Genomic DNA, 24,205 nt, shown 5'->3' on the forward strand with positions numbered 1-24,205 from the left:
GTTCATCATCTCAAGCCATCACAACTGCCTGATGACATCCCCTACACAGCTCGTTTTTATGCCAAATTTTTGGCTTTTTTTTGTAACTGGTTGTAATTCCACAACAAACATCTGCCATTACATGTCACATTAGAAATATCGTACCGCTGCATTTGAGCGCGCAAACGATTGCTATTCTGAAAAAATAAAAATTCTGAACGGCGCAAACGATTGCTATTTCCAAACAAAAAACAGACGGACTTATTACAGTGCGCCTATCTCCTAATGACATCTTTTAAACTTAAGCAAATGCCTTGGCAAATGTTCGGTTAGTCAGATAATTTTGATATGTGAAAATAGTCTATCACATAAAAATTTGAACTTGGAGAGTGTCACATCCAATTATGAAAGGATGATGACAAAGTGATTTTAGCGACAATAAACTGTCACAATTGCGCCACAAATTATCTTTAAGGCAATACTATTTACTCATTTTGCGCTTATTTTGCCGAATATAGAACGGGCGCGATGCCCTTCACATTGGTTTGATACGGTGGCAGCGAACTGATGCTGACGCCTTTGGCATGCGCATACAAGGGCATGACTTCGGGGAAATGACGCTGGATTTCAGCTATCCTGTCTTTGCCAGCTGGATGAGTGGATAGCCATGGCGGCGGTGCACCTTTACTGACCATACCCATTTTTTGCCATAAGGCGACTCCAGCGCGCGGGTCATAGCCGGCGCGTGCCGCAATATCGAGCCCGACGACGTCCGCCTCGGTTTCATCCGCGCGCGAAAATGCCAGCATGCTAAACTTGGCAACCCCACCGGCAACCCCACCCGCAAGGTTGGGGTCGTAGCCTTTGGCACCGGCCCACATTTCAAACAGGCGTACGCCAACATTGGCCACATTGGCCTTACCAGCTCTTTCGGCACCATGTTCACGCAGTGCATGGGCGATTTCATGCCCCATGACGATGGCAACTTCATCATCGGTGAGTTTCAGGGTATCGAGGATGCCTGTGTAAAACGCAATCTTCCCGCCCGGCATGCAATATGCGTTGATTTGCTTTGAGCCGATCAGATTGACTTCCCATTTCCATTGCTGGGAACGTTCATTCCATTTCAGCGCATAAGGGATCAATTTCTTGGCAATGGCGCGCAGGCGCATCACCTGGGGATTGTCATCCGGTCCAAGGGCACGCTGCTTTTGTGCCTGTTGCATGGTCTGCGCATACTGTGCAGCGGCCTGGCTTTCCAGCGCACCGGTCGGCGCAAACTTGCGCATGATGGACATGTCGCCCACCTTGACACCATCCTGATTGGCATTGTTTTGCGCATACCCAAGGCTGGCAAACCCGAACAGGCTGGAAAATACAAGGGCAAGGCAAGTCAGTTTCATGGCAGCAGGCAGTCGTTGAAGGTACACAATCTCATGGCCGAAATGGTAGCAGTTGCATCCATTTAAAGGGGTAAAGTTTGAAAAAAGATTCTTTCATCACATCCCCGACACTTTTGCTGTCACTTTTTACGCAAGCGGAAGACTGCCAGGCTGCCACGCCAGTTGGGTAACCATGTCACTAGCTTGCCTTCGTGCAGGGCAACACATTCCAGCACTTCCAGTCCGACTTCATTGGCCAGGTCATAAAAGTCATAAATCGTTGCACAGCGCACATTGGGCGTGTCATACCACTGGTATGGCAAGGATTTCGACACTGGCATCTTGCCCTGCAACAGCGCGGTGCGATGTGGCCAGTAACCAAAATTGGGGAAAGAAACGATTGCTTCACGCCCTACCCTGGCAATATCCCTGAGCAATGGTTCCACATGCTTCATCATTTGCAGCGAAGACAGGCACAACACGGTATCAAAAGCATTGTCGCCAAACATGTCGAGACCGTTTTCCATATCCTGCTGGATTACATTCACGCCACGCGTGGCACAGGCGAGTACCTTGTCATCGGCGATTTCTATGCCATAGCCTGTGCATTGCTTGTCGGTTTGCAGATAATCAAGCATGACGCCATCGCCACAACCAACATCCAGCACTTGTGCCTGTTTGTTGATCCAGTGAGCAATAAAGGCCAGGTCGGGACGCAACTGACTCAGTTCGGAAAAATTCATGCTGCCACTCCCTGCAATTCTGCATCAATCCGTTGGTAATAGGCAGCCACCAGATTCAGGTAACGCGGGTCATCCAGCAAGAAGGCATCATGGCCATGCGGCGCATCAATTTCTGCATAGCTGACGGTTCTTTTGTTACTGACCAGGGCTTTGACGATTTCGCGGCTGCGCTCGGGTGAAAAACGCCAGTCCGTCGTGAAAGAAGCGAGCAGAAACTTGGCCTTGGTATTAGCCAGCGCCTTGCCCAGATCACCGCCGGTATGCCGGGCAGGATCAAAATAATCGAGCGCCTTGGTGATCAGCAAATAGGTATTCGCATCGAAATAATCGGAGAACTTATCCCCCTGATAGCGCAGGTAAGATTCAATTTCAAAATCCACGCCGTAACCGAACTGGTAATCACCGCCCTTCAGATCACGACCAAATTTCTCTGCCATGTCATCGTCGGACAAATAGGTGATATGTCCTATCATGCGGGCCACGCGCAGACCGCGTCGGGGGACCACACCGTGGGCATAAAAATCACCGCCGTGAAAATCCGGGTCGGTCAGTATGGCCTGGCGGGCAACATCATTAAAGGCGATATTCTGTGCTGACAATTTGGGTGTGGATGCAATCACCACACAATGGCGCAAACGATCCGGAAACAGGATGCTCCAGGCCAGCGCCTGCATGCCGCCCAGCGAACCGCCCATAACAGCCGCGAATTGTTGTATGCCCATACGATCTGCCAGTCTGGCCTGCGCCTGCACCCAGTCTTCCACCGTCACCACCGGAAAATCTGCACCATACGGTTTGCCAGTCGCCGGGTTGGCATGCATGGGGCCAGTAGAACCAAAACATGAACCCAGGTTATTGACGCCGATGACAAAAAACCGGTTGGTATCGACCGGCTTGCCGGGCCCCACCATATTGTCCCACCAGCCTATATTCTTGGGCTGGTCGGCATACACGCCGGCCACATGGTGTGAGGCATTCAAGGCATGGCAAATCAGGACGGCATTTGACTTGTCGGCATTCAGGCTGCCATAGGTTTCCACCATCAGGGTGTAGCCGGCAATCGAGGTACCGTTTTGTAAGGCTAAAGGCTCGTCGAACTGGAACGCTTGTGGCGTCACAATTCCAACGGATCCGGGTGAGGATGACATACACTCTTCCATCGAGAATCAACTCGTTATGACGTTATCAAAAAACTCAGGAAGGCTAAAAGAAGGGCTGAATGAGAGAAGGGGAGAGCTGCATTCAAGCTCGCTTTAGCCGTATTTATCATTCGGGAAACTTCCCGAAACGCGCCCGCAAGCTGATTTTCAAATCGGCGCAATACATCAAGGATAACCAAGTCCGGCGCTGACGTCAAACCTTCAGCACCGGACTTGTCTACAGTCATGGCAAAGCTTAATGCAAGGTTGGCAAGCTTGCAGTAATGCTGCCCATTACTGCCAGGGTTTCACGGATAGTGGCAGAATCATAGCTACGCAATATCTTCTTCACATGCCCTTGCAAGGCATCCAGCCGGGTATTCAGAATCTCTTGCTTAATTTCTGGCAACAAGGCGGCTGGCATGGATAATTCGCGGAATCCCATGCCGGTCAGCAAACGCGTCAGCCGTATATCCCCCGCCATACCACCGCAAATGGATACCGGGATGCCGGCACGTTCACCAGCCGTGATAATCATCTGCAACAATTGCAGAATGGCCGGATGCAGGTCGTCATACAAGTGGGCAACTTCATGGTCAGCCCGGTCTATCGCCAGTGTGTATTGAATCAGGTCATTCGTTCCCACCGACAGGAAATCCAGTTTCTTTACAAACATCGGCAGCGACAAGGCCGCCGCCGGAATTTCTATCATGGCACCGACGGCAATATTGGCATCAAAGTCCTTACCTTCCTTGCGCAGCTCAGTTTTTGCCTGTTCTATCATGGCCAGTGACTGGTCAATTTCAAAACCATGCGCCATCATCGGTATCAGTATCTTGACCGATCCAAAGGCAGAAGCACGCAAGATCGCCCGCAATTGCGTCAGAAATAACTGCGGCTCTGCCAGACAATAACGTATGGCACGCAAACCCAGTGCCGGGTTGAGAATATTGTGTTCGGTAGTATCGAGCGGTTTGTCGGCCCCGACATCCAGCGTACGGATAGTCACGGGGCGGCCTTTCATGGCTGTGACTGCCGTGCGATAGGCTTCGAACTGTTCTTCTTCGGTCGGCAGTTTATGTTCCTGGCCACTGCTTTCCATGAACAGGAATTCTGAACGGAACAGGCCAACACCGCTGGCCCCGGCTTCCAGCGCTGGTGCTGCATCCTGCGGTAATTCGATATTCGCCAGCAGGGTAATTTCTACACCGTCCTGTGTAATGGCTGGCGTCTTTTTCAGCTTGCCCAGTTTTTTCCGGGCTTTCATCAATACGGTCTGACGCTCACGGTATTGTTCCAGCACCAGGGTACTGGGAGCGACGATGACCACGCCGGCATCGCTGTCGATAATCAGCCAGTCATCCTGTTCGATCAGGTGTGACGCATTGCCCATACCCACCACTGCCGGTATCCCCAGGCTGCGCGAGACGATGGCTGTGTGCGAGTTCTGTCCACCTTCGTCGGTAACAAAACCGGTGAACGCCACATCACGGAATTGCATCATGTCTGCCGGTGAGATATCCCTGGCGACCACGATCATGTTGGCACTGCGTTCATCAATACCATCAGAACGTGTGGCACTGCCGGCCGTGCCAGTCAATACCTTGAGTACCCGTTCTGCTACCTGCTGGATATCGGCCTTGCGTTCACGCAGATAGTCGTCTTCGATTTCATCAAACTGCGCTGACAGTTCGTCGATCTGGCTTACCAGTGCCCATTCGGCGTTGTAATGACGGGTACGGATAATATCCAGCGGTGCTTCGGAAATCATGGGATCAGACAGGATCAACACATGAACGTCGATAAAGGCACCGAGCTCAGTAGGCGCATCTAGTGGCAAATCTGACCAGATGGCCTGTAATTCCTTGTGAACCTGGACAATGGCTGCCTGCAGTCTCTGCACTTCGGCTTCGACCTGCTCTTGTCCGACCAGATAATGTTGTACATCAAGGGCAGCTGGCCGCAGTAAATGCGCGCGCCCGATAGCAATACCGCGTGAAACGGGGATGCCTTGCAATGTAAAAGATGCCATGCCTTGTCCCCCAAAATTGCAATAGTCCAGGGTGCCTTACATCACGCAACCCTGTTGTCATTTCTTGTGTGCCTCAAAGGATGAGGCATCCACTTATAGGTCTATTCAAGAAAGAACAACTTAACAGAATATAGCCAAAGCAACAATGCAGAATATGTTGCCATTTGTTTCATTTACAGCAGTTTTTTTCATCGTTCAGCCAGGCCTGATTGCTGCAAAAGCCAGGTGCCCGTATGAGCACCAACTACAAATCAAAATTGCAGCTTGATGCTGACATGCTTTGTTTCAAATCTGGCAGAACATCTGCGGTATCACCGCTTTATTCACCTTCACCAAACTTGTCATTCACCAGGCTGACTATGGCATCGAAACATGCCTGCTCATCGGCCCCATCGGTTTCCAGCAATACTTTGCTACCCTTGCCTGCCGCCAGCATCATCACACCCATGATGGATTTGCCGTTAACCCGACGATTATTACGGGTCAGCCAGACTTCGGCTTTGAACTTGCTGGCAGTTTGTGTGAACTTGGCTGAAGCACGCGCATGCAGGCCCAGTTTGTTCACAATTTCAATTTCCTGTTGAATCATGCTTTACTTTCTTTCAATTAATTCGGTGAAAGGCGAACGCGGTTATCCAGACGGATAGCACCATTCTGACCACCGGCCAGTGCCATCTCCACTACTACGTCCAGCGCATCACTACGGTAAGTAATCGCCCGCAGCAACATGGGCAGGCTGATGCCGGCAATGATGGCGACCCGGTCAGGGTCACCCAGTTGACGACAACAATTCGACGGAGTTCCCCCCATGACATCCGTAATCACCAGCACACCTGAACCATCATCCAGACGCTGCACGGCTTCACGCGCCAGGCGGTTGACTTCATCAATATTCTGGTCGGCTATCACATCAATCGCTTCAAAGCGCTCGGGCATGCCGCGAAAAACATGGGCTGCGGCCTGCATAAAAGCAGTGCCCAGCGGTGCATGTGTCATCAAAAGTATGCCAACCATATCTATTCAGTTCTTACGGGGGTTGCGATCACGTTTATCGGGAAACCTTGTCTACTCAGACGGTATTCAGCAAAGCGGCATCACCTGCCACTAATGGTCACGGTTGGTCACTAATAGTCGCCAACGGCTGCTTCCAGCGCATCGATGAACATTGCAGCAACATTGAATCCTTTTTGCTGGGTGATTTCCTGGAAACAGGTCGGACTGGTTACGTTGACTTCGGTCAGATTACTGCCAATTACATCTAATCCTACCAGCAACAAGCCTCTTTGATAAAGTTCGGGTGCCAAAGTCTGTGCAATCTCAAGGTCACGTGCTGACAACTCCTGCGCCACACCCAGGCCACCAGCGGCCAGATTGCCACGCACCTCGCCATTTTGCGGAATACGTGCAAGTGAAAACGGTACCACTTTGCCACCGATCAGCAATATCCTTTTGTCACCATGAACAATTTCCGGAATATACCGCTGCACCATGATGGTACGGCTGCCGTTTACGGTCAGCGTCTCGATGACAGAACCCAGATTCATGCCATCTTCACGGATACGGAAAATACCTGTGCCACCCATGCCATCCAGCGGTTTCAGGATGATGTCCAGATGTTCACGATGAAAGGCCCGGATTCTTTGCTCGTCGCGTGTTACCAGCGTTGGTGCAGTGAACTGACTGAACTGGGCGATGCTGAGTTTTTCATTATGATTGCGTATCGCTGCCGGCTTGTTGAAAACCCTGGCACCCTGCTGCTCGGCCATTTCCAGCAAATACGTCGCGTAGATGTATTCCATGTCGAAAGGCGGATCCTTGCGTTGCAGGATCGCATCGAAGGCACTCAGCGGCAAGGATTCTGCCGCTTCCAGACGGTACCAGTCATCGCTGTCACCAGTCAGGATAACGCGGCTTATATTCGCCACCACATTGCCACTCTCCAGCGCCATATCATCCGGGCCAAATGCATACACTGCATAGCCGCGCTTGCCCGCCTCTACCATCATGGCGTAAGTGGAATCTTTATACGTCTTGAACTGCGACAGCGGATCAGTCAGGAAAGCGATTTTCATTTCATTTTGTCCATTATCAATCTTTATTGATCTTCAGTTTTGCGCGACAACTTTTCTATATCTAATCCCATAGTTCCGTCACACTTCGCCAGAACTTGTCACCGTATATCATGCCAAAAATCCCGCAAACGAGCGCAGACATGACAATTCCAGCGAAAAACAAGCTAAACGGTGGCAATTCAGATCCAAAGAAAGACAAGAAAAGCGGAGAAAAAGTAAGGCTAACTGACACAAACACACCCAAAATAGCGCCAATCAAAACTCCCCAGATCAACCTGGCCAGTACATCCTTATCTATCTCCGGTCGTCTGGTGCTTTTCATGGATACAAAGATCAATACACTTCTGGATTAGGATCAGTCTTTTCCAACTCCAGTGACGCAGCCAGCAATGCCAGGCGCGCAACGACACCATACATGTAAAAACGATTTGGTGCTGCCGTGCCCGGCTTGGCCTTCATGTCCGGCACAGCATGTTGCTGGGCGAAAGCCAGCGGCACAAAGTGCATGCCTGGCGCATTCAGGTTTTCATCTACACCACGGTCTTCATGCACGCGGTAAAAGCCACCGACCACGTAACGGTCTATCATATAGACCACCGGTTCGGCTACCGATTCATTGATCTGTTCAAAGGTGTAGACACCTTCCTGCACAATGACATCACGGACTTCCATACCGTCCTTGACGACCGACATCTTGTTACGCTGTTTGCGATTGAGATCACGCACTTCGCTGGAATCATGCACCGTCATGATGCCCATGCCATAGGTGCCGGCATCAGCCTTGACGATGACGAACGGTTTTTCCTTGATGCCGTATTCCTTGTATTTCTTGCGTATCTTGGCCAGGATGGTATCCACCGTCGCCACCAGCGCATCTTCACCGGTGCGTTCCTGGAAATTCACATCCTTGCACTTGGCAAAATAGGGGTTCAGCATCCACGGGTCGATATCCACCATCTTGGCGAATTTCTTGACCACTTCGTCGTAGGCATGGAAATGATTGCTCTTGCGACGCAAAGCCCAGCCTGCATGCAGAGGCGGCAGCAAGGTTTGTTCGTTGAGATCTTCCAGAATTGCCGGTATGCCTGCCGACAGATCATTGTTGAGCAAGATCGTACAGGGGTCAAAATTTTTCAGACCCAGGCGACGGCCATTGGCAGAACGCTCCAGCGGTTCCAGCACCAGTTGGCTGCCGTCTGGCAAATCAATCGGCGTTGGTTCGGTAATATCTGCCGACAGGGAACCCAGGCGTACGTTCAGACCAGTCTGGCGGAAAATCTGCATCATGCGCGCGATGTTTTGCAAATAGAACACGTTGCGGGTATGGCTTTCGGGAATCAGCAAGAGATTCTTGGCGTCAGGACAATATTTTTCTATCGCTGCCATGGCAGCCTGTACCGCCAGCGGCAACATTTCTGATGCCAGGTTATTAAAACCACCAGGGAATAAATTCGTGTCTACCGGTGCCAGTTTGAAACCGGCATTGCGCAAATCGACGGAACAATAGAAAGGCGGTGTATGTTCCTGCCATTCAAGGCGAAACCAGCGTTCAATCGCGGGGGTAGCTTCGAGTATCTTTTTTTCGAGATCGAGCAGGGGGCCGTTGAGAGCGGTGACGAGATGCGGAACCATAATGACCTTTTTGTAATGCAGGTTTTTTGCCAAATTGACTTGCTTCCATGGTCATGTATCCCGCACAACACGCACAGATGACAACAAAAGCCTACGACACCGCGCCAGGCTAACGCCGCACGGTATCGTTGCCTAAGCTTGGGATGAAATGCCCAGAATCAAGTCAGGCTCGTCACATACTACTAGAAAAAACTCTCAGATTCAGCTTGACTCTGCCAGCAGATCAAAATGCTCGACTACAGGTGCCGCAGCAAAGTACGGGCCGACTATGGCACGCCATTGCTGGAAGGCTTCAGAACCACGAAAATCTATCGTATGGTTTTCCAGTGTTGCCCAATGGATCATCAGGACATAACGTTCCGGTGACTCTATGCTTTTATTGACTTTAAAACCAAGAAAACCCTTTGCATGCTGTATCACTTCTGTCAGACCACGCTGTATGGCGGCATCAAACTCAGCCTGTTGTCCGGGGTGGATACGAATATCGGCGATTTCCAAGATCATCATTTACCTTTTAGTCATTAAAATTAATAAAATTCTGCCAACATCAAACCAGTCCGCGATCACTGAGTTCTTTCTTGATGTAGGCATAAAACACGGGGGCCGCCACCACGCCTGGCACACCAAACAGGGTTTCCATGACCAGAATAGCTGTCAGTAATTCCCAGGCCCGGGCATTTACCTGGGCACCGATAATACGTGCGTTCAAGAAGTATTCGGCTTTATGTATTACGATCATGAATACCAGGGAGGCAATAGCCACATTCAAAGAATGTGACAAGGCGACAATCACGATCACGGTATTTGAAATGATGTTACCAGCCACCGGTATCAGTCCAGCCACAAAGGTGATGGCGATCATGGTTTTGGTCAGCGGCAGATGTATACCTGCCATCGGCAAGATTGCGAGCAGGTAGATTGCCGTCATTACCGTATTAATCAGGGATATCTGCACCTGAGCAAACACGATTTTATGGAAAATCTGGCCCAGATTGCTGACTCTTTGCAGCATGGCAGCAGCAAAAGGCTTGTTATTGCGGTCACCACTGGCATCACGCAGGGCAACCATGCTGCCTATGATCATGCCCAGCAACAAGTGCACGATCAGGTGACCTGCTTCCGGCACCAATTGCTTGGCTTCACCGGCATGTTCGCGCAACCAGTCTGTCATGATGCTTCTTAAATCGTCGACATCTTCCGGCAAGTTGGTACTTACCCACTCTGGCAACTGACTGCGCGAGGCCTCGATGATGTCGGCAAGCTTTTGTAGTAAATTATGCAAATTTCCGGCGTCACTGCGCAAAAAGACATGCACCGCCCAGATCACCACAATGACGGCCATAATCATGACAAATGATAATAGGGCCACGGCGATCATGCGCGGCTGACGGTGTTTGAAGCGCCGTTCTATGGCAGGTGCCATGACATGTATCAGAGAAAAAACCAGCAAGCCGGAAAACAGCGCCACCACCAGGCCTGCTTTCAATATCAGCAACAAAGCAATGGCCGCCAACATATAAGATGCCCATACCGAGGCAGATAACTGGCTGGATTCCAGCAAAGACTTGGCTTTCATTTCAGCACCCCGCTCATTCCAGTCATCGCCGCCAGCAACAGGCCCAGGGCCGCCAAAAGGGAAATCATGAAGCCCATGGACCGTTTGCTGGCATCGCTGTAATACGCAACGGCATACATGAAACGGCCCACCAGCCAGACCAGACCCAGGGCTGCCGCCAGTTTATCGCCCGTCCAGAGCGCGCATAACCATAGCGCCGGAAAGAACAGGACCATTTGTTCAACGGTATTGGCATGCACGCGCAAAACACGCAAAAATTCTGGCGGGCCATCGACGGCAGGTGCCTTGACTTGAAACTGGGCACGGGCCTTGCCGACCTTGTAGATAATCCAGATATAAAACCCCAGTACTGCGACAGTCAGCCAGGAAGTCCAAAGCAATTGCATACAATCTCCAATGTGGAATAATACCGATGAGCATACGAGGCACGAGCGCTGAATATGAGGACAATTAATTAAAGTACAAGAAGCCCTTGAAACACACACTTACACTTTTATGTCTTCTTTTTTTGAGTTCAGACGTTAAATAGAGACTATCACAGGACCAAAGCAAAATCGCCATGACTGTTGATCGGCCCCGGCTGCCCATGTGATCAGCCTGAACCAGGGCAAAATACAGCGATTTTGCGTACAATCCACGTCAAAAGAGGTAAAACATGACTATATCCTTCAATACTCTGTCCAAAATGGCTTCCGTAGTAGCATTGGGCATTGCACTTCCTGTTGCCCATGCTGCTGACTTTGATGATTTTGCGCGTGTCGTCAGCGTCACGCCGCAAATTGAACAAGTCAATGTACCGCGTCAGGAATGCCGTACCGAATACGAAACAAGCCAACGCCAGGTTCCACAAAGACAGGCTGAACGCAGCAATGGTGGTGCCATCATCGGCGGTATCGCCGGTGGCTTGCTGGGTAGCCAGGTCGGCGGCGGCAATGGCCGTATCGCCGCAGCTGCGGCCGGTGCATTGACGGGTGCAATTGTTGGCGATCGCGTTGACAATAATGACAATAACAATAATTACAACAATAGCCAGCCGGTGTATGAAAGCCGTCCGGTACGTCAATGCCGCAACATAGACCACTGGGAATCACGCACCAATGGTTATGCCGTCACCTATGAATACCAAAACCGTACCTACACATCTGTCATGCCGTATGACCCCGGTTCACGTCTGCGTCTGCACGTTTCACTGACACCACGCCCTTAAGCTTATCCCTGCACTTCCCCATGAGTTTGCCAGGTTTGAACGAGAAAATGCCGCGATCTGCGGCATTTTTTTCGTCTTTCACAATTGCTTCTTAATAAACAGAAATTTCACCCGCAAGAAAAAGCATGCGAATGGCCACCAACACCAAAAATCGGAAAAAACCACCACAATCAGCTTAAATTTGCTTGGATCTGACATCAAAGTGATGATTTAAGGCAATGATGGATGAGCAAATACCCCTGAAAATGCATGGGTTTATAGTATTATCTTGCGGCAAACCTCGCGCTTACGCTCCGTCTATCATTCATGCAAACAATGTTAAAAAAATACGGTCTGCTGGTATGGCTATCCCTGATCCTGATTGCAGGGTTTGTCTCCACCACCGTGGCGTCGTTTATCGTATCCCGTGATGCCATACAGCAGGGTATATCCGAACAGACCTTGCCTATCACCGGTGACAATGTCTATTCCGAAATTCAAAAAGATATCTTGCGTCCCGTATTTGTTTCATCACAAATGGCGCATGACACTTTTTTGCGTGACTGGATCATCAATGGCGAAGAGGACAAAGACCTGATCGCCAAATACCTGAAAGAAATCAAACTCAAGAATCACGCCATTTCCAGCTTTTTGGTATCCGAACAAAGTCACCAGTACTACACCGCAGATGGGGTGCTGAAAGCTGTCAGCGAAACCGAGCCGCGCGATCAATGGTTTTTTCGCATTCGTAATCAAAAAGCAGACTACGAAACCAATGTCGATGCCGACATGGCCAATCGTGACACCATGACCATATTCATCAATTACAGGATCGTCGATTATTCCGGCAAGTTCATTGGTGCCACCGGCATAGGCATGACGCTGGATACCATGAAGACCCTGATCGACAGTTATCAGGCCCGTTTTCGCAGGAATATCTTTTTCGTCGACCAGAAAGGCAATATCGCCCTGGCTGGCAACAACATGAAAAAGATACGCAGCAATCTGAGCAACATGCCCGGCATCAGTGGCCTGGCGCAACAGATACTGGGCAACCGCAAAAGCGAATCCCAGCACCTGGAATACAAGACGGACAATGAAACCATTCTGGTTAATTCCCGCTTCATTCCGGAACTGGGCTGGCATTTGCTGGTAGAGCAGGAAACCAGCAATGAAATCAAACCGCTGCAAAATGTCTTCCTCATCAACATCGGCGTCAGTGCAGGGATCACGATCCTGGTGCTGATCATTTTGCTGGTGACGGTAAGACGCTATCAAAAACGTCTGGAAAAATCAGCCTCTACCGATACCCTGACCAATCTGTTGAACCGCCAGGCTTTTGACTTCGTCTTTCAGCAGGCTCTGCTGGATGGTGAACGCTCACGCCAGCCGATGTGCGTGGTCTTGCTGGATATCGATTTTTTCAAAAAAATCAATGACAAGCAGGGACATCTGGTGGGCGACCATGTACTCAAGGAAATTTCACTGATCGCCAAGCGCTCGCTGCGTGAAAGCGACATCATCTGCCGCTGGGGTGGTGAAGAATTCCTGATTCTGTTGAAAAACTGTACGCTGGAAAAAGCCACGTCGATCGCCGAAAACCTGCGCAATACCATCGCCAACAATGATTTTTCGCGCACCACCGACCTGACCCGCACCCGCCTGTCCATCACGGTCAGCATGGGGGTGGCAGAATGCCGCGACAAGGATACCGAAGACAGCGTGTTTGAACGCGCTGATCAGGCCCTGTACCAGGCCAAGGAAAATGGCCGCAACAGCGTTTATTTTTCTGAATGACGGCGGGCCGCCACCGCCTGAGTCAGTGGTGTGAAAGCCTGATATAAATCTCCCGCTGCCTGGTCCCAGGCAGCCACCATTTTTTGTTGCAGTGCTACGGTCTGCATGTCACCACGGGCAATCGGCCCGGTCAGCGCCTTCGCGGTTCCCATGGCAAATACATTGTCCAGTGTTTGCCTCGCCAGCGGTGCAGCCATCTGCTGTGCCACAGCAGCGGGTATGCCAGCCGCCTGATAGCTGCGCAAGGCAGTTTCCATCAGAGTAACCAGATAATTGCTGGCGAACACCGAACCGGCGTGATACAGCAATTTGCTGTCAGCGCTGATCTCTACCGTTTGCGCACCTATCGCCCGCAAGGCAGGCAACAGCACAGTCAAGGCGCGGGCATCACCTTCCACACTACAGATGGTGCCGGCAAACTGCGAGGCAATGGCTTTGCCATCGGCAAAACTGCGCACCGGATGCACACTGGCAACAGCCGCCCCGGCTGCCATGGCAGCCTGCAATTCAGTCGATGCCTTGGCACCGCTGCAATGAAACACAATACTGCCGGCATGTAGCAGGCCGGCCTCTGCCATTGCGGCACACAGCAGGACGATCTGGTCATCCGTCACCGTCAGCATGGTGACATCGGCAGGCTGCATGCGATGCAGATCATCCACAGCAGCCCCTGCACCCAGCCAGTCCACTGCCGCCTGGCTGCTGTGCAGGGAGCGGTTCATGACTTGCTGAACACTGAAAACCTGCCGCTCAATAAAAATTTTTGCCAGTACGGTACCGACCTTGCCGGCACCGATCACATTCAGGGTCTTCATACTGACGGCGCTTTCGCAGGCACATCCGCAGACTCTTCCGGAAAGCGGCGCAGGCCATCCAGATCAAGTATGGTGATGCCGCCATAATCGACACTCAATAATTTTTTCTTTTCCAGCAATTGCAGTGCCTGATTGGCGCGCTGGCGCGACACGCTGGAGATGTAGCCTATCTCTTCCTGAGAAATCTGTACCTGCATGCTGCTGCCAGGGTTCAGGTAAGAATTAAACATCGCCGCCAGACAACGCGCCACGCGGGTATCCGGATCAAGCATGCGGTCGTATTCAACCAGGGAAATAAACATCCCCAGTCTTTCATTCAACTGATGCAAGAGAAAGCGATTAAAGGGAATGCTGTTATCCAGCAGATACGTGAAAGTGGAACGCGGCATATAGACCACACGGGTATCGCGCAAGGCCACGACATCATAGCGGCGCGGCTCGGTCTTCAGTAACGAGCCTTCGCCAAACCAGCCGCCGGCAAGCATGCAACTGAAGGTGACGGTCTTGCCATCCGGCGAGATGCTGCTCATTTTCAGGAAGCCTTCTACGACGCCCATCCAGTATTCCACCGCATCCCCTTTGCGGCAGACATAACCACCGGCAGGAATGAAGCGTTCCACCACTTCGTCTTCCACCTTTTGCATATGCTCTGGTGCCAGCATGCTGGCCCACATGGTTTTGCTAAAACGCTCTTTTGGGTCGCCGATCTGTTTAGTCATATTTGTGCAACGCACCACCGATAATTGGTTCATTCTTCGAGATTGTCCGTCGAATGACAACCCTGCATTCGTGAAGAGACTACTATCCCATCAACAAAAAGAAATACGGAGTCATTGTAAGCGAGGTTTTCCTCCTACAGCTAACACTGTGGGAAGGTTCACGTCCAAATCATTCAATCTCGCCACAACAGGCGCTCCGTAATAATTTCTCCAGACAAACTATCGTTGATGCGTAAAGCGGATGCGTAAGTATGTCGTAAGGGGAGGTGAGGAAACTCACAGGACAACAAGCCCATAAAAATCAAGCAAATAGGACTTGCACAAAACGGTTCCGTTTTATGTAAGCCCCAAATATGAATGAAGGCTAGTGGTGGAGACATGATTCAAAAAGAAGCAGCAAATTCAACCTTCCCGCGACTGTTGTTACAGCACGGGAAAACACGGCCAGCCCATCCGGCTTTCCGCGAAAAGGATCTGGGTATCTGGCAGACCTGGAGCTGGCAACAGGTGAATGCCGAAGTACGCGCGCTTGCCTGTGGCCTGGCTGCGCAGGGTTTCAAACGTGGCATGAACCTGGCCATCATCGGTGACAATCGCCCACGCCTGTACTGGGCCATGGCAGCCGCCCAATGCCTGGGCGGCATACCGGTACCGCTGTATCAGGATGCCCCCGCTGCTGACATGGCCTATGTGCTGGAAAATGCAGAAATTGTCTTCGCCGTAGTCGAAGACCAGGAACAGGTCGACAAGCTGCTGGAAATCAAACAGCATTATGCAGGCATACAGCACATTGCCTTTGATGATGACCGTGGCATGCGCCACTATCATCAGCCTGAATTGACTTCCTATGCCGCGCTGCAAGAGCTGGGACGCGCTTATGATCAGGCACATCCTGATTTCTTCATGCAGCAAGTGGAAATGGGGCAACCCGATGACACCGCCGTCATGCTGTATACATCAGGCACCACCGGCAAACCGAAAGGTGTATGCCAGTCGCACCGTTCTTTCATGACCGCTGCCGTTGGCGGCATGCAGTTTGACCAGTTGACGGAAAACGAAGATATTCTTTCCTACCTGCCTATGGCATGGGTTGGTGATCACCTGTTTTCATTCGCACAGGCCATGGCTGCAGGTTTCACTGTGAACTGCCCGGAATCCAGCGAAACCGTATTGACAGATTTGCGCGAAGTCGGTCCCACGTATTATTTTGCGCCACCGCGCGTGTTTGAAAACATGCTGACCACGGTCATGATACGCATGGAAGATGCCGGCACCATCAAGCGTCATCTGTTTGCCCACTTCATGGAAGTGGCACGTCGTGTCGGTGCTGATATCCTGGATAAAAAACCGGTCGCTCTCATCGATAAAATCCGTTATGGCCTGGGCAAATTATTGGTGTACGGGCCACTTAAAAATGTATTGGGTTTATCCCGCGTCAGGGTTGCCTATACTGCTGGTGCCGCCATCGGCCCTGATCTGTTTCGTTTCTACCGTTCTATCGGCGTCAATTTAAAACAGCTGTATGGCTCCACCGAAACCTGCGCCTATGTCTGTCTGCAACCCGATGGAAAAATCAAGTTTGACAGCGTCGGTTCGGCAGCCCCCGGTGTCGAAGTCAAGCTGGCCGCAAATGGAGAAGTACTGGTGAAGTCAGACGCCATGCTGAGCGGCTATTACAAACGACCAGATGCCACCGCAGAAGTGATGGATGCAGAAGGTTATTTTCATACCGGTGATGCCGGCATTTTTGACCAGGACGGTCACCTGAAAATCATAGATCGCGCAGCCGATGTCGGCAAGCTTCTTCAGGGTGACATCTTCGCCCCCAACTATATCGAAAACAAACTCAAGTTTTTTCCCTTCATCAAGGAAGCTGTCGCCTTTGGCAATGAGCGTGACATGGTATGCGCTTTCATCAACATTGATATGGAAGCCGTTGGCAACTGGTCAGAACGACGCGGCATCGCCTATTCGGGCTATACCGACCTGGCGGCCAAGGCCGAGACCTATCAGTTGATCATGTCTTGCGTGGAAAAAGTGAATGCCGACCTGGCCAGCGAAGACTTGATGGCCGGTACACAAATCCACCGTTTCCTGGTACTGCACAAGGAACTCGACCCGGATGATGATGAATTGACGCGTACCCGCAAAGTCAGGCGTAGTTTCATTTCACAAAAATATGCCGTGCTGATTGATGCCCTGTATTCCGGGAAGCGTTCACAGTTCATAGAAACCCTGGTCAAATTTGAAGATGGCCGCCAGGGCAAGGTGAGTGCCGATTTGCATATCAGCGATGTCAAAACATTTTCTGCCCAAAAGCTGGCGGCGTAAGGAAAAGCAATGGCAGATAACAGGAAAATCGGCGACGTGATTCTGGACATGCAAGGCATCTCGCTGTCTTTTGGCGGCGTCAAGGCATTGACCAATATCTCCTTCAATGTGAAGGAACATGAAATACGCGCCATCATCGGCCCCAATGGTGCTGGCAAAAGCTCGATGCTGAACGTCATCAATGGCGTCTACCGGCCACAGCAGGGTGACATCACCTATCGCGGCAAGCATCGCAAGGACATGAATACTTATGCGGCAGCCAAGAGTGGTATCGCCCGTACCTTCCAGAACATCGCGCTGTTCAAAGGCATGAGTGTGCTCGACAACATCATGACCGGGCGCAACCTGAAGATGAAATGCAATTTCCTCATGCAGGCTTTGTACCTGGGACCGGCGCGCAAGGAAGAAATTGCCCACCGCCAGAAGGTCGAGGAAATCATCGACTTCCTGGAAATACAGCACATACGCAAGATACCGGTAGGCCGCCTTTCCTACGGTTTGCAAAAACGGGTGGAACTGGGACGGGCGCTGGCAGCCGAGCCGGAAATTTTATTGCTGGATGAACCCATGGCCGGCATGAACGTGGAAGAAAAACAGGACATGAGCCGCTTTATCCTGGACGTCAATGATCAGCTCGGCACCACCATTGTGCTGATAGAACATGACATGGGCGTGGTGATGGACATTTCTGACCGTGTGGTGGTGCTTGATTACGGCAAAAAAATCGGCGATGGCACCCCTGCCGAAGTGCTGGCGAATCAGGAAGTGATCAATGCCTATCTGGGTGTGGCGCATTAAATATGGAAAAACTTAAGAGCATTAACCACAGAGGCACAGAGAAAGGCAGAAGAAAGACTAAAGATTTTCTCATGTTTGTACTCTGTGTCTCTGTGCCTCTGTGGTGATGGGTCTTGGTTAAAAATTCATGTTTGCTTAACGTAAGCTGAAAGCTAGAAATGAATATCAGTTTTTTCTTTGAAGTGTTTATTGGCGGCCTGTTGTCCGGTGTGATGTATGCACTGGTTGCGCTGGGTTTTGTGTTGATCTACAAGGCGTCTGGCGTATTCAATTTTGCCCAGGGGGCCATGGTGTTTTTTGCGGCCCTGACCTGTGTTGGCCTGACCGAAAAATTTGAACTGCCACTGTGGCTGGCGATACCGCTGACCATGCTGGTGATGGTGGCACTGGGCCTGGCGATAGAACGCATCGTCTTGCGGCCCTTGGTCAATCAGCCTGAAATTACTCTGTTCATGGCTACCATAGGCCTGACCTTTTTTATCGAGGGCCTGGCGCAATTGTTGTGGGGTTCGCAACCGCACAAACTGACCTTGCCGATTGAAGACGTACCCATCGAATTCCTGATGGAGAAATTCAATATCCTGGTATCACAATTTGATGTCATCGCTGCCCTGATCTGCGCCATGCTGGTAACCGGCCTGGCCCTGCTGTTTTCCAAAACCAAGATAGGCCGGGCCCTGCGCGCCGTGGCGGATGACCATCAGGCGGCACTGGCAGTCGGCATTCCCCTGCAACAAATCTGGGGCATAGTCTGGGCGGTGGCTGGTTTTGTGGCACTGGTAGCCGGCTTGCTGTGGGGTGCCCGTAATGGCGTGCAGTTTGCGCTGACCTTTGTAGCGCTGAAAGCTTTGCCGGTCTTGATACTGGGTGGATTTACATCGGTACCGGGAGCGATTGTCGGTGGCCTGATCATCGGCGCATCAGAAAAACTGGCGGAAGTATACATCGGTCCACTGGTAGGTGGCGGCATAGAGGGCTGGTTCCCGTATGTACTGGCGCTGCTGTTTTTGCTGGTACGGCCAGAAGGCTTGTTTGGCGAAAAAATAATACGCAGGATTTAAAAAAATAGCGGCCAATACCAAAACGCATTTCAAGATCAGAGGTCAAGCATGTTCTACCGTGAAGCAGGTCAGTTTAAAACAAGTTATCAGGCGGATAATCAGATCTTCCCGATAAGACAGGACCGCATCGCCATTGTGATTATCCTGGCGGCGGCATTTTTCGGCGTGCCCTGGCTGGCATCCGATTATGCTTTTTCTGCCATCTTCATTCCTTTTCTGATTTTTTCGCTGGCGGCACTGGGACTGAATATCCTGACGGGCTATGCGGGACAGTTGTCGCTGGGTTCTGCTGCCTTCATGGCGGTGGGCGCTTTTGCTTCATATAATTTCGTACTCAGGATACCGGGCATCCCGGTGCTGCTGGCCTTTGTGCTGGGCGGCCTGTCGGCTGCCATGGTGGGCATTGCCTTTGGTTTGCCATCACTGCGCATACGCGGTTTTTATCTGGCAGCGGCGACCCTGGCGACCCAGTTCTTTGTAGTCTGGTGCCTGACCAAGATACAGTGGTTCACCAACTACAGTTCTTCCGGTGTCATTACCGCGCAAGAAATGGTGATCATGGGCATGAGCTTCAATACCCCGGTCAAAAAATACCTGCTGACGCTGACAGTCGTTTCTGTACTGGCCCTGCTGGCGAAAAACATGGTGCGATCCAACGTTGGCCGCTCATGGATGGCAGTACGGGACATGGATGTGGCGGCAGAGGTGATAGGCTTTCGCCTGATGCGTACCAAGTTGCTAGCCTTTGCCGTGTCCTCATTCTATTGTGGTATTGCCGGCGCCCTGTATGCCTATGCCTACCTGGGCACGGTAGAGCCGGAAGCGTATAACCTGGATCTGTCTTTCCGCATCCTGTTCATGATCATCATCGGTGGTGTCGGTTCCATTCTTGGTTCCTTCCTTGGGTCGGCCTTCATTATCCTGCTGCCCATCGTATTAAACCTGCTGGCCCATGGCCTGTCGTTACCGACCAATGTGGCATCAAATCTGGAGTTGATGGTGTTTGGTGCCCTAATCATTTTCTTCCTGATCGTTGAACCGCATGGTCTGGCAAGGCTGTGGCAAATCACCAAAGAGAAATTGCGACTCTGGCCTTTCCCGCATTAATGATGAGCAGCATACGACATAGATAAGCAGAAAAAAACAGTAAAGAACAGTAAAAACAGAGTTCATTAAAAAAGGCGCGGCATCCAAGTAAGGGTAGACAAGCGTCAGGCAATACCCATCCAACCACAAGGAGACACCATGAAACTGCTTCAATCCCTGCTACTGGCATCGGCAATATTCGGTGCAGTCAGCGCAGCCCAGGCGAATGATCAATTCATTCCCATCCTGTCTTATCGTGTCGGCCCGTATGCGGCTGGTGGCTCCGGTTTTTACGGTGGGGCCATCGATTATTTCAATCTGGTGAATGCCAAAGGCGGCTTGAATGGCGTCAAGATTTCATGGGAAGAATGTGAAACTGAATACAATGCATCACGCGGTATCGAGTGCTATGAACGTCTGAAAAAAAGCCAGGGCGGTGCGTCACTGGTAGAACCGCTGTCTACGGGTATCGCCTATGGCATACTTGATCGCGTTGCGGAAGACAAGATTCCATTGACCACGCTGGGCTATGGCCGTTCTGATGCTGCCAACGGCAAGGTATTCCCGTATGTCTTCCCACTGATTACCAGTTACTGGAATCAGGCAGCAGCCATGACCAAATACCTGGGTGACAAATCCGGTGGCATGGATAAACTCAAGGGCAAGAAGATTGTGCATCTGTACCATGATTCGGCTTTCGGCAAGGAGCCTATCCCGGTACTGGAAGCCCAGGCCAAGCAATATGGTTTTGAACTGATCAAGATCCCGGTCGCCCATCCAGGCAATGAACAACAATCACAATGGCTGCAAATCCGTCAGGCCAATCCTGATTATGTGATCCTGTGGGGCTGGGGGGTCATGAATGCAGTGGCGATCAAAACAGCGCAGCGCAATGGCTATTCACGCGAAAAAATGCTGGGTGTCTGGTGGGCAGGTTCAGAAGAAGATGCTATCCCGGCTGGTGATGCTGCAAAAGGCTATACCGCGATGACTTTCAATACACCAGGCAATTATCCGGTACTGGATGAAATCCGCAGCAAGGTATATGCCGCCGGCAAAGGCAATCTGGGTGACAAATCCCGCATCGGTACTGTGTATCACATGCGTGGTGTGACGGCCGCTATCCTGTGGACAGAAGCCATCCTGAAAGCGCAGGAGAAATTCGGCAAGGGCAAGCTCATGACATCTGAGCAGATACGCTGGGGTTTTGAAAACCTGAACGTGGATGAAGCCCGTCAAAAAGCTTTGGGTGCCATGAGCATGTTCCCACCGGTCAAAACTTCTTGCGAAGACCATGAAGGTTCCGGCGCCGTCAAAGTACAGCAATGGACAGGCGACAAATGGAAAGCCATCACACCCAACTGGGTTACCGGTGACAAGGCCTTGACACGGGCCATGCTGGAAGAGTCGTCCAACAAATATGCGGCAGAGAAAAAAATCACGCCTGCCTGTTTGAAATAAGCAAAGAACTGGTGGAGGCCGCCTTTTGCCTCCACCATTTTGACAACATCCGTTTGATCATACCAACCTCATAGCCAATTCAGATCATGAGTATCCAGAGTATTCAGAGTGCCAGGGCAGATGCGGCGATAGCCGATGTGGCCTATCTCAGCGTCAATAATATTGAAGTCATTTACGATCATGTGATTCTGGTGTTGAAGGGTATTTCCTTACAGGTACCACAAGGCAAGATCGTGGCCCTGCTGGGTGCCAATGGGGCGGGTAAATCGACTACCCTGAAAGCCATATCGACCCTGTTAAAAAATGAGCGCGGCGACATCACCAAGGGCGATATCAGCTTTCGCGGGCAGCGCGTCGATCACCTGACACCCAATGAACTGGTGAAACGTGGCCTGTCGCAGGTCATGGAAGGACGTCACTGCTTTGGCCATCTGACGGTGGAAGAAAATCTGCTTACCGGGGCCTACACCCGCAGTCTGTCACGCGCCGAACTGAAAGAAGCGCTGGACAAGGTGTATCACTATTTTCCACGCCTGCGCGAACGTCGTAATTCCCAGGCTGGCTACACTTCCGGCGGTGAGCAACAGATGTGTGCCATCGGTCGCGCACTGATGGCCAAACCCTCGATGATTTTGCTGGATGAACCTTCTATGGGTATTGCCCCGCAACTGGTGGAAGAGATTTTTGAAATCGTCAAGAGCCTGAACAGCCAGGAAAACGTATCTTTCCTGCTGGCCGAACAAAACACCAATATCGCACTGCGCTATGCCGATTTTGGCTACATCCTGGAAAACGGCCGTGTCGTTATGGAAGGCGACGCCAAAGACCTCAGTACAAATGAAGACGTCAAGGAATTTTATCTTGGGGTATCGGGTGCCGGTCGCAAGAGTTTCAAGGACATGAAGTTTTATCGCAGGCGCAAGCGCTGGCTGGCATGATCTTACTGCGCGGGCACAATCGGATTCGACGCGGGACTCATGCGCTGCTCAAAATGCTCATGTACTTAGAGTACATTCCGCTTTTTGCGCTGCGCTTGCTTACCCTGACCCCGCTGACGCCCGCTCGCTACAGATCATAAACAGCTTAAGAACAAAGCAAAACAAGACAAATCAACCACTATAGAGCACGCTCATGAGTGATTATCTGGACGCACTGGAAACCCGTAATCCGCAAAGCCGGGAACAAGCACTGATGAACAGGTTGCCGCAACTGATTGCGCATGCGCAAACGGCTGGCGGGTGGGCAAGCATACTGGCTGGTATTGATGCCGCCGATATCCACAGCCGCAGCAGTCTGGCGCAATTGCCGGTTACGCGCAAATCAGATCTCAAGGATTTACAGAGAAAGGCATTGCCCTTCGGCGGGCTGAACACGACGCCGTCACGACAACTGGGGCGTATCTTCATGTCGCCTGGCCCGATATTTGATCCGGAAGGACGCGGCCCTGACTGGTGGCGCTTTGCCCGCCCCTTGCATGCGGTGGGCTTGCGCAGCGGCCATGTGCTGCAAAACTGTTTTTCTTACCATTTCACACCAGCAGCTTTCATGGTGGAAAGCGCCGCTGCCCGTCTGGGTTGCACTGTCATTCCCGCTGGCATAGGCCAGACTGAAATGCAGGTACAGGCAATGGCAGAACTGCGCCCCGATGCGTATATCGGAACACCCAGCTTCCTGAAAATCATTATCGAAAAAGCCCTGGACATGGGTGCAGATATTTCCAGCGTACAGCGTGCCATCGTCGGTGCTGAAGCCTTGCCGCCTTCGCTGCGCAAATGGCTGCAAGACCATGGTGTAGCGCAGGTACTGCAAATCTATGCCACCGCAGACATCGGCAATATCGCCTACGAAAGCATGACCGGAGGCCAGGTCAATCCGGGCATGATACTGGATGAAGACCTGATACTGGAAATCGTGCGACCAGGTACTGGTGATCCGGTGGCCGAAGGCGAAGTCGGTGAAATCGTCATTACTTCATTCAACCCGGATTACCCGCTGATACGCTTTGGCACTGGCGACATGTCGGCAATCTTGCCGGGCATTTCACCCTGTGGTCGCAGCAATCAGCGAATCAGGGGCTGGCTGGGGCGTGCAGACCAGACGACAAAGGTCAAGGGCATGTTCGTGCACCCTTCGCAAGTGGCAGAGGTGGTCAAACGACATCCGGAAATCAGCAAGGCGCGCTTGGTAGTCACGGGCGAAATGGCCAATGACGTCATGACCCTGCACTGCGAAAGCCGCGACCACAGCCCTGCATTGAAGGCGGCGATTATCGACAGCCTGCGCGACATCACCAAGTTGCGCGCGGATGCCTTATTTGTTGCGGAAGCCAGCTTGCCGAATGATGGCAAGGTGATCGACGACGCCCGCAAATACGAGTAAAGTTCAGAAATGTAAAA

Annotated in this window: 24 protein-coding genes; 10 read left to right on the forward strand and 14 right to left on the reverse strand. The window is 51.5% G+C overall.

Annotated features, from left to right (window positions below):
- Window positions 1-479: 479 nt before the first annotated feature.
- The 8 genes from ACO0LK_RS18250 to gshB all read right to left on the reverse strand — a co-directional run bounded on the left by ACO0LK_RS18250 (window position 480) and on the right by gshB (window position 7,347).
- The gene (locus ACO0LK_RS18250; RefSeq protein WP_422977511.1) at window positions 480-1,382 is read right to left on the reverse strand and encodes a M48 family metallopeptidase; all 903 of its coding nucleotides are present in this window, start codon (window positions 1,380-1,382) and stop codon (window positions 480-482) included.
- A 119-nt stretch (window positions 1,383-1,501) separates the two neighbouring features.
- The gene (gene metW / locus ACO0LK_RS18255) at window positions 1,502-2,104 is read right to left on the reverse strand and encodes a methionine biosynthesis protein MetW (RefSeq protein ID WP_422977513.1); all 603 of its coding nucleotides are present in this window, start codon (window positions 2,102-2,104) and stop codon (window positions 1,502-1,504) included.
- Window positions 2,101-3,252, reverse strand: coding sequence for a homoserine O-succinyltransferase MetX (gene metX / locus ACO0LK_RS18260; protein WP_422977515.1), 1,152 nt, complete (start codon window positions 3,250-3,252; stop codon window positions 2,101-2,103). Before metX ends, metW begins: the two co-directional genes overlap by 4 nt.
- Before the next feature lie 26 nt (window positions 3,253-3,278).
- Window positions 3,279-3,491 (reverse strand): hypothetical protein, encoded by a 213-nt coding sequence (locus ACO0LK_RS18265; protein ID WP_422977517.1) that lies wholly within the window; start codon window positions 3,489-3,491, stop codon window positions 3,279-3,281.
- Between the two features lie 8 nt (window positions 3,492-3,499).
- Window positions 3,500-5,275, reverse strand: coding sequence for a phosphoenolpyruvate--protein phosphotransferase (gene ptsP, locus ACO0LK_RS18270; protein WP_422977519.1), 1,776 nt, complete (start codon window positions 5,273-5,275; stop codon window positions 3,500-3,502).
- Between the two features lie 319 nt (window positions 5,276-5,594).
- On the reverse strand, window positions 5,595-5,864 hold the full coding sequence (locus tag ACO0LK_RS18275; RefSeq protein ID WP_422977521.1) for an HPr family phosphocarrier protein: 270 nt from the start codon (window positions 5,862-5,864) through the stop codon (window positions 5,595-5,597).
- Between the two features lie 17 nt (window positions 5,865-5,881).
- On the reverse strand, window positions 5,882-6,289 hold the full coding sequence (locus ACO0LK_RS18280; RefSeq protein ID WP_422977523.1) for a PTS sugar transporter subunit IIA: 408 nt from the start codon (window positions 6,287-6,289) through the stop codon (window positions 5,882-5,884).
- Between the two features lie 110 nt (window positions 6,290-6,399).
- Window positions 6,400-7,347 carry a glutathione synthase gene (gene gshB, locus ACO0LK_RS18285; protein ID WP_422977525.1) on the reverse strand — a complete coding sequence of 316 codons (948 nt, stop codon included), beginning with the start codon at window positions 7,345-7,347 and terminating at the stop codon, window positions 6,400-6,402.
- Window positions 7,348-7,457: 110 nt separating this feature from the next.
- Between gshB and ACO0LK_RS18290 the strand changes: the two genes are divergently transcribed.
- Complete coding sequence (locus ACO0LK_RS18290) at window positions 7,458-7,700, forward strand: hypothetical protein (RefSeq protein ID WP_422977527.1); 243 nt, start codon at window positions 7,458-7,460, stop codon at window positions 7,698-7,700.
- On the opposite strand, the gene gshA is transcribed toward ACO0LK_RS18290, so the two are convergent.
- The 4 genes from gshA to ACO0LK_RS18310 form a co-directional block, all read right to left on the reverse strand.
- On the reverse strand, window positions 7,681-8,979 hold the full coding sequence (gene gshA, locus ACO0LK_RS18295) for a glutamate--cysteine ligase (RefSeq protein WP_422977529.1): 1,299 nt from the start codon (window positions 8,977-8,979) through the stop codon (window positions 7,681-7,683). The two genes, ACO0LK_RS18290 and gshA, sit on opposite strands and share 20 nt — an antisense overlap.
- Before the next feature lie 201 nt (window positions 8,980-9,180).
- Entirely contained in the window at window positions 9,181-9,483 is a 303-nt protein-coding gene (locus tag ACO0LK_RS18300) for an antibiotic biosynthesis monooxygenase family protein (RefSeq protein WP_422977531.1), read from the reverse strand.
- A gap of 43 nt (window positions 9,484-9,526) precedes the next feature.
- A complete protein-coding gene (locus ACO0LK_RS18305) occupies window positions 9,527-10,555 on the reverse strand; it encodes an AI-2E family transporter (RefSeq protein WP_422977533.1) in 1,029 nt (342 codons plus the stop codon).
- On the reverse strand, window positions 10,552-10,941 hold the full coding sequence (locus ACO0LK_RS18310) for an MAPEG family protein (RefSeq protein ID WP_422977535.1): 390 nt from the start codon (window positions 10,939-10,941) through the stop codon (window positions 10,552-10,554). Before ACO0LK_RS18310 ends, ACO0LK_RS18305 begins: the two co-directional genes overlap by 4 nt.
- A 269-nt stretch (window positions 10,942-11,210) precedes the next feature.
- Here ACO0LK_RS18310 and ACO0LK_RS18315 point away from each other — a divergent pair, with 269 nt between their 5' ends.
- Window positions 11,211-11,762, forward strand: coding sequence for a glycine zipper 2TM domain-containing protein (locus ACO0LK_RS18315; RefSeq protein WP_422977537.1), 552 nt, complete (start codon window positions 11,211-11,213; stop codon window positions 11,760-11,762).
- Between the two features lie 306 nt (window positions 11,763-12,068).
- Window positions 12,069-13,538, forward strand: a complete 1,470-nt coding sequence (locus ACO0LK_RS18320; RefSeq protein WP_422977539.1) for a sensor domain-containing diguanylate cyclase — start codon at window positions 12,069-12,071, stop codon at window positions 13,536-13,538.
- Here ACO0LK_RS18320 and ACO0LK_RS18325 read toward each other — a convergent pair.
- Together ACO0LK_RS18325 and ACO0LK_RS18330 are read right to left on the reverse strand one after the other, a co-directional pair.
- A complete protein-coding gene (locus ACO0LK_RS18325; protein WP_422977541.1) occupies window positions 13,523-14,353 on the reverse strand; it encodes a Rossmann-like and DUF2520 domain-containing protein in 831 nt (276 codons plus the stop codon). The two genes, ACO0LK_RS18320 and ACO0LK_RS18325, sit on opposite strands and share 16 nt — an antisense overlap.
- Window positions 14,350-15,072 (reverse strand): Crp/Fnr family transcriptional regulator, encoded by a 723-nt coding sequence (locus tag ACO0LK_RS18330; RefSeq protein ID WP_422977543.1) that lies wholly within the window; start codon window positions 15,070-15,072, stop codon window positions 14,350-14,352. Before ACO0LK_RS18330 ends, ACO0LK_RS18325 begins: the two co-directional genes overlap by 4 nt.
- 378 nt (window positions 15,073-15,450) lie before the next feature.
- On the opposite strand from ACO0LK_RS18330, the gene ACO0LK_RS18335 reads away from it, so the two are divergent.
- The 7 genes from ACO0LK_RS18335 (at window position 15,451) to ACO0LK_RS18365 (ending at window position 24,188) form a co-directional block, all read left to right on the forward strand.
- Window positions 15,451-17,403 carry an AMP-dependent synthetase/ligase gene (locus tag ACO0LK_RS18335; RefSeq protein ID WP_422977545.1) on the forward strand — a complete coding sequence of 651 codons (1,953 nt, stop codon included), beginning with the start codon at window positions 15,451-15,453 and terminating at the stop codon, window positions 17,401-17,403.
- A gap of 9 nt (window positions 17,404-17,412) precedes the next feature.
- Window positions 17,413-18,201 carry an ABC transporter ATP-binding protein gene (locus tag ACO0LK_RS18340; protein WP_422977547.1) on the forward strand — a complete coding sequence of 263 codons (789 nt, stop codon included), beginning with the start codon at window positions 17,413-17,415 and terminating at the stop codon, window positions 18,199-18,201.
- A gap of 164 nt (window positions 18,202-18,365) precedes the next feature.
- Complete coding sequence (locus tag ACO0LK_RS18345; RefSeq protein ID WP_186949727.1) at window positions 18,366-19,262, forward strand: branched-chain amino acid ABC transporter permease; 897 nt, start codon at window positions 18,366-18,368, stop codon at window positions 19,260-19,262.
- 48 nt (window positions 19,263-19,310) lie between these two features.
- The gene (locus ACO0LK_RS18350; protein WP_422977549.1) at window positions 19,311-20,369 is read left to right on the forward strand and encodes a branched-chain amino acid ABC transporter permease; all 1,059 of its coding nucleotides are present in this window, start codon (window positions 19,311-19,313) and stop codon (window positions 20,367-20,369) included.
- A 138-nt stretch (window positions 20,370-20,507) separates the two neighbouring features.
- On the forward strand, window positions 20,508-21,809 hold the full coding sequence (locus ACO0LK_RS18355; RefSeq protein WP_422977551.1) for an ABC transporter substrate-binding protein: 1,302 nt from the start codon (window positions 20,508-20,510) through the stop codon (window positions 21,807-21,809).
- 86 nt (window positions 21,810-21,895) lie between these two features.
- On the forward strand, window positions 21,896-22,747 hold the full coding sequence (locus ACO0LK_RS18360; protein WP_422977553.1) for an ABC transporter ATP-binding protein: 852 nt from the start codon (window positions 21,896-21,898) through the stop codon (window positions 22,745-22,747).
- A gap of 193 nt (window positions 22,748-22,940) precedes the next feature.
- Window positions 22,941-24,188, forward strand: coding sequence for a phenylacetate--CoA ligase family protein (locus tag ACO0LK_RS18365; RefSeq protein WP_422977555.1), 1,248 nt, complete (start codon window positions 22,941-22,943; stop codon window positions 24,186-24,188).
- The last annotated feature ends 17 nt before the right edge of the window (window positions 24,189-24,205 follow it).

This window comes from Undibacterium sp. Ji49W (assembly GCF_049340205.1).
GTDB lineage: Bacteria > Pseudomonadota > Gammaproteobacteria > Burkholderiales > Burkholderiaceae_D > Undibacterium.

Coding starts and splice junctions, on each gene's coding strand:
- ACO0LK_RS18250 (WP_422977511.1), bottom strand. CDS start 1,382: ATGAAACTGACTTGCCTTGCCCTTGTATTTTCCAGCCTGTTCGGGTTT.
- metW (WP_422977513.1), bottom strand. CDS start 2,104: ATGAATTTTTCCGAACTGAGTCAGTTGCGTCCCGACCTGGCCTTTATT.
- metX (WP_422977515.1), bottom strand. CDS start 3,252: ATGTCATCCTCACCCGGATCCGTTGGAATTGTGACGCCACAAGCGTTC.
- ACO0LK_RS18265 (WP_422977517.1), bottom strand. CDS start 3,491: ATGACTGTAGACAAGTCCGGTGCTGAAGGTTTGACGTCAGCGCCGGAC.
- ptsP (WP_422977519.1), bottom strand. CDS start 5,275: ATGGCATCTTTTACATTGCAAGGCATCCCCGTTTCACGCGGTATTGCT.
- ACO0LK_RS18275 (WP_422977521.1), bottom strand. CDS start 5,864: ATGATTCAACAGGAAATTGAAATTGTGAACAAACTGGGCCTGCATGCG.
- ACO0LK_RS18280 (WP_422977523.1), bottom strand. CDS start 6,289: ATGGTTGGCATACTTTTGATGACACATGCACCGCTGGGCACTGCTTTT.
- gshB (WP_422977525.1), bottom strand. CDS start 7,347: ATGAAAATCGCTTTCCTGACTGATCCGCTGTCGCAGTTCAAGACGTAT.
- ACO0LK_RS18290 (WP_422977527.1), top strand. CDS start 7,458: ATGCCAAAAATCCCGCAAACGAGCGCAGACATGACAATTCCAGCGAAA.
- gshA (WP_422977529.1), bottom strand. CDS start 8,979: ATGGTTCCGCATCTCGTCACCGCTCTCAACGGCCCCCTGCTCGATCTC.
- ACO0LK_RS18300 (WP_422977531.1), bottom strand. CDS start 9,483: ATGATCTTGGAAATCGCCGATATTCGTATCCACCCCGGACAACAGGCT.
- ACO0LK_RS18305 (WP_422977533.1), bottom strand. CDS start 10,555: ATGAAAGCCAAGTCTTTGCTGGAATCCAGCCAGTTATCTGCCTCGGTA.
- ACO0LK_RS18310 (WP_422977535.1), bottom strand. CDS start 10,941: ATGCAATTGCTTTGGACTTCCTGGCTGACTGTCGCAGTACTGGGGTTT.
- ACO0LK_RS18315 (WP_422977537.1), top strand. CDS start 11,211: ATGACTATATCCTTCAATACTCTGTCCAAAATGGCTTCCGTAGTAGCA.
- ACO0LK_RS18320 (WP_422977539.1), top strand. CDS start 12,069: ATGCAAACAATGTTAAAAAAATACGGTCTGCTGGTATGGCTATCCCTG.
- ACO0LK_RS18325 (WP_422977541.1), bottom strand. CDS start 14,353: ATGAAGACCCTGAATGTGATCGGTGCCGGCAAGGTCGGTACCGTACTG.
- ACO0LK_RS18330 (WP_422977543.1), bottom strand. CDS start 15,072: ATGACTAAACAGATCGGCGACCCAAAAGAGCGTTTTAGCAAAACCATG.
- ACO0LK_RS18335 (WP_422977545.1), top strand. CDS start 15,451: ATGATTCAAAAAGAAGCAGCAAATTCAACCTTCCCGCGACTGTTGTTA.
- ACO0LK_RS18340 (WP_422977547.1), top strand. CDS start 17,413: ATGGCAGATAACAGGAAAATCGGCGACGTGATTCTGGACATGCAAGGC.
- ACO0LK_RS18350 (WP_422977549.1), top strand. CDS start 19,311: ATGTTCTACCGTGAAGCAGGTCAGTTTAAAACAAGTTATCAGGCGGAT.
- ACO0LK_RS18355 (WP_422977551.1), top strand. CDS start 20,508: ATGAAACTGCTTCAATCCCTGCTACTGGCATCGGCAATATTCGGTGCA.
- ACO0LK_RS18360 (WP_422977553.1), top strand. CDS start 21,896: ATGAGTATCCAGAGTATTCAGAGTGCCAGGGCAGATGCGGCGATAGCC.
- ACO0LK_RS18365 (WP_422977555.1), top strand. CDS start 22,941: ATGAGTGATTATCTGGACGCACTGGAAACCCGTAATCCGCAAAGCCGG.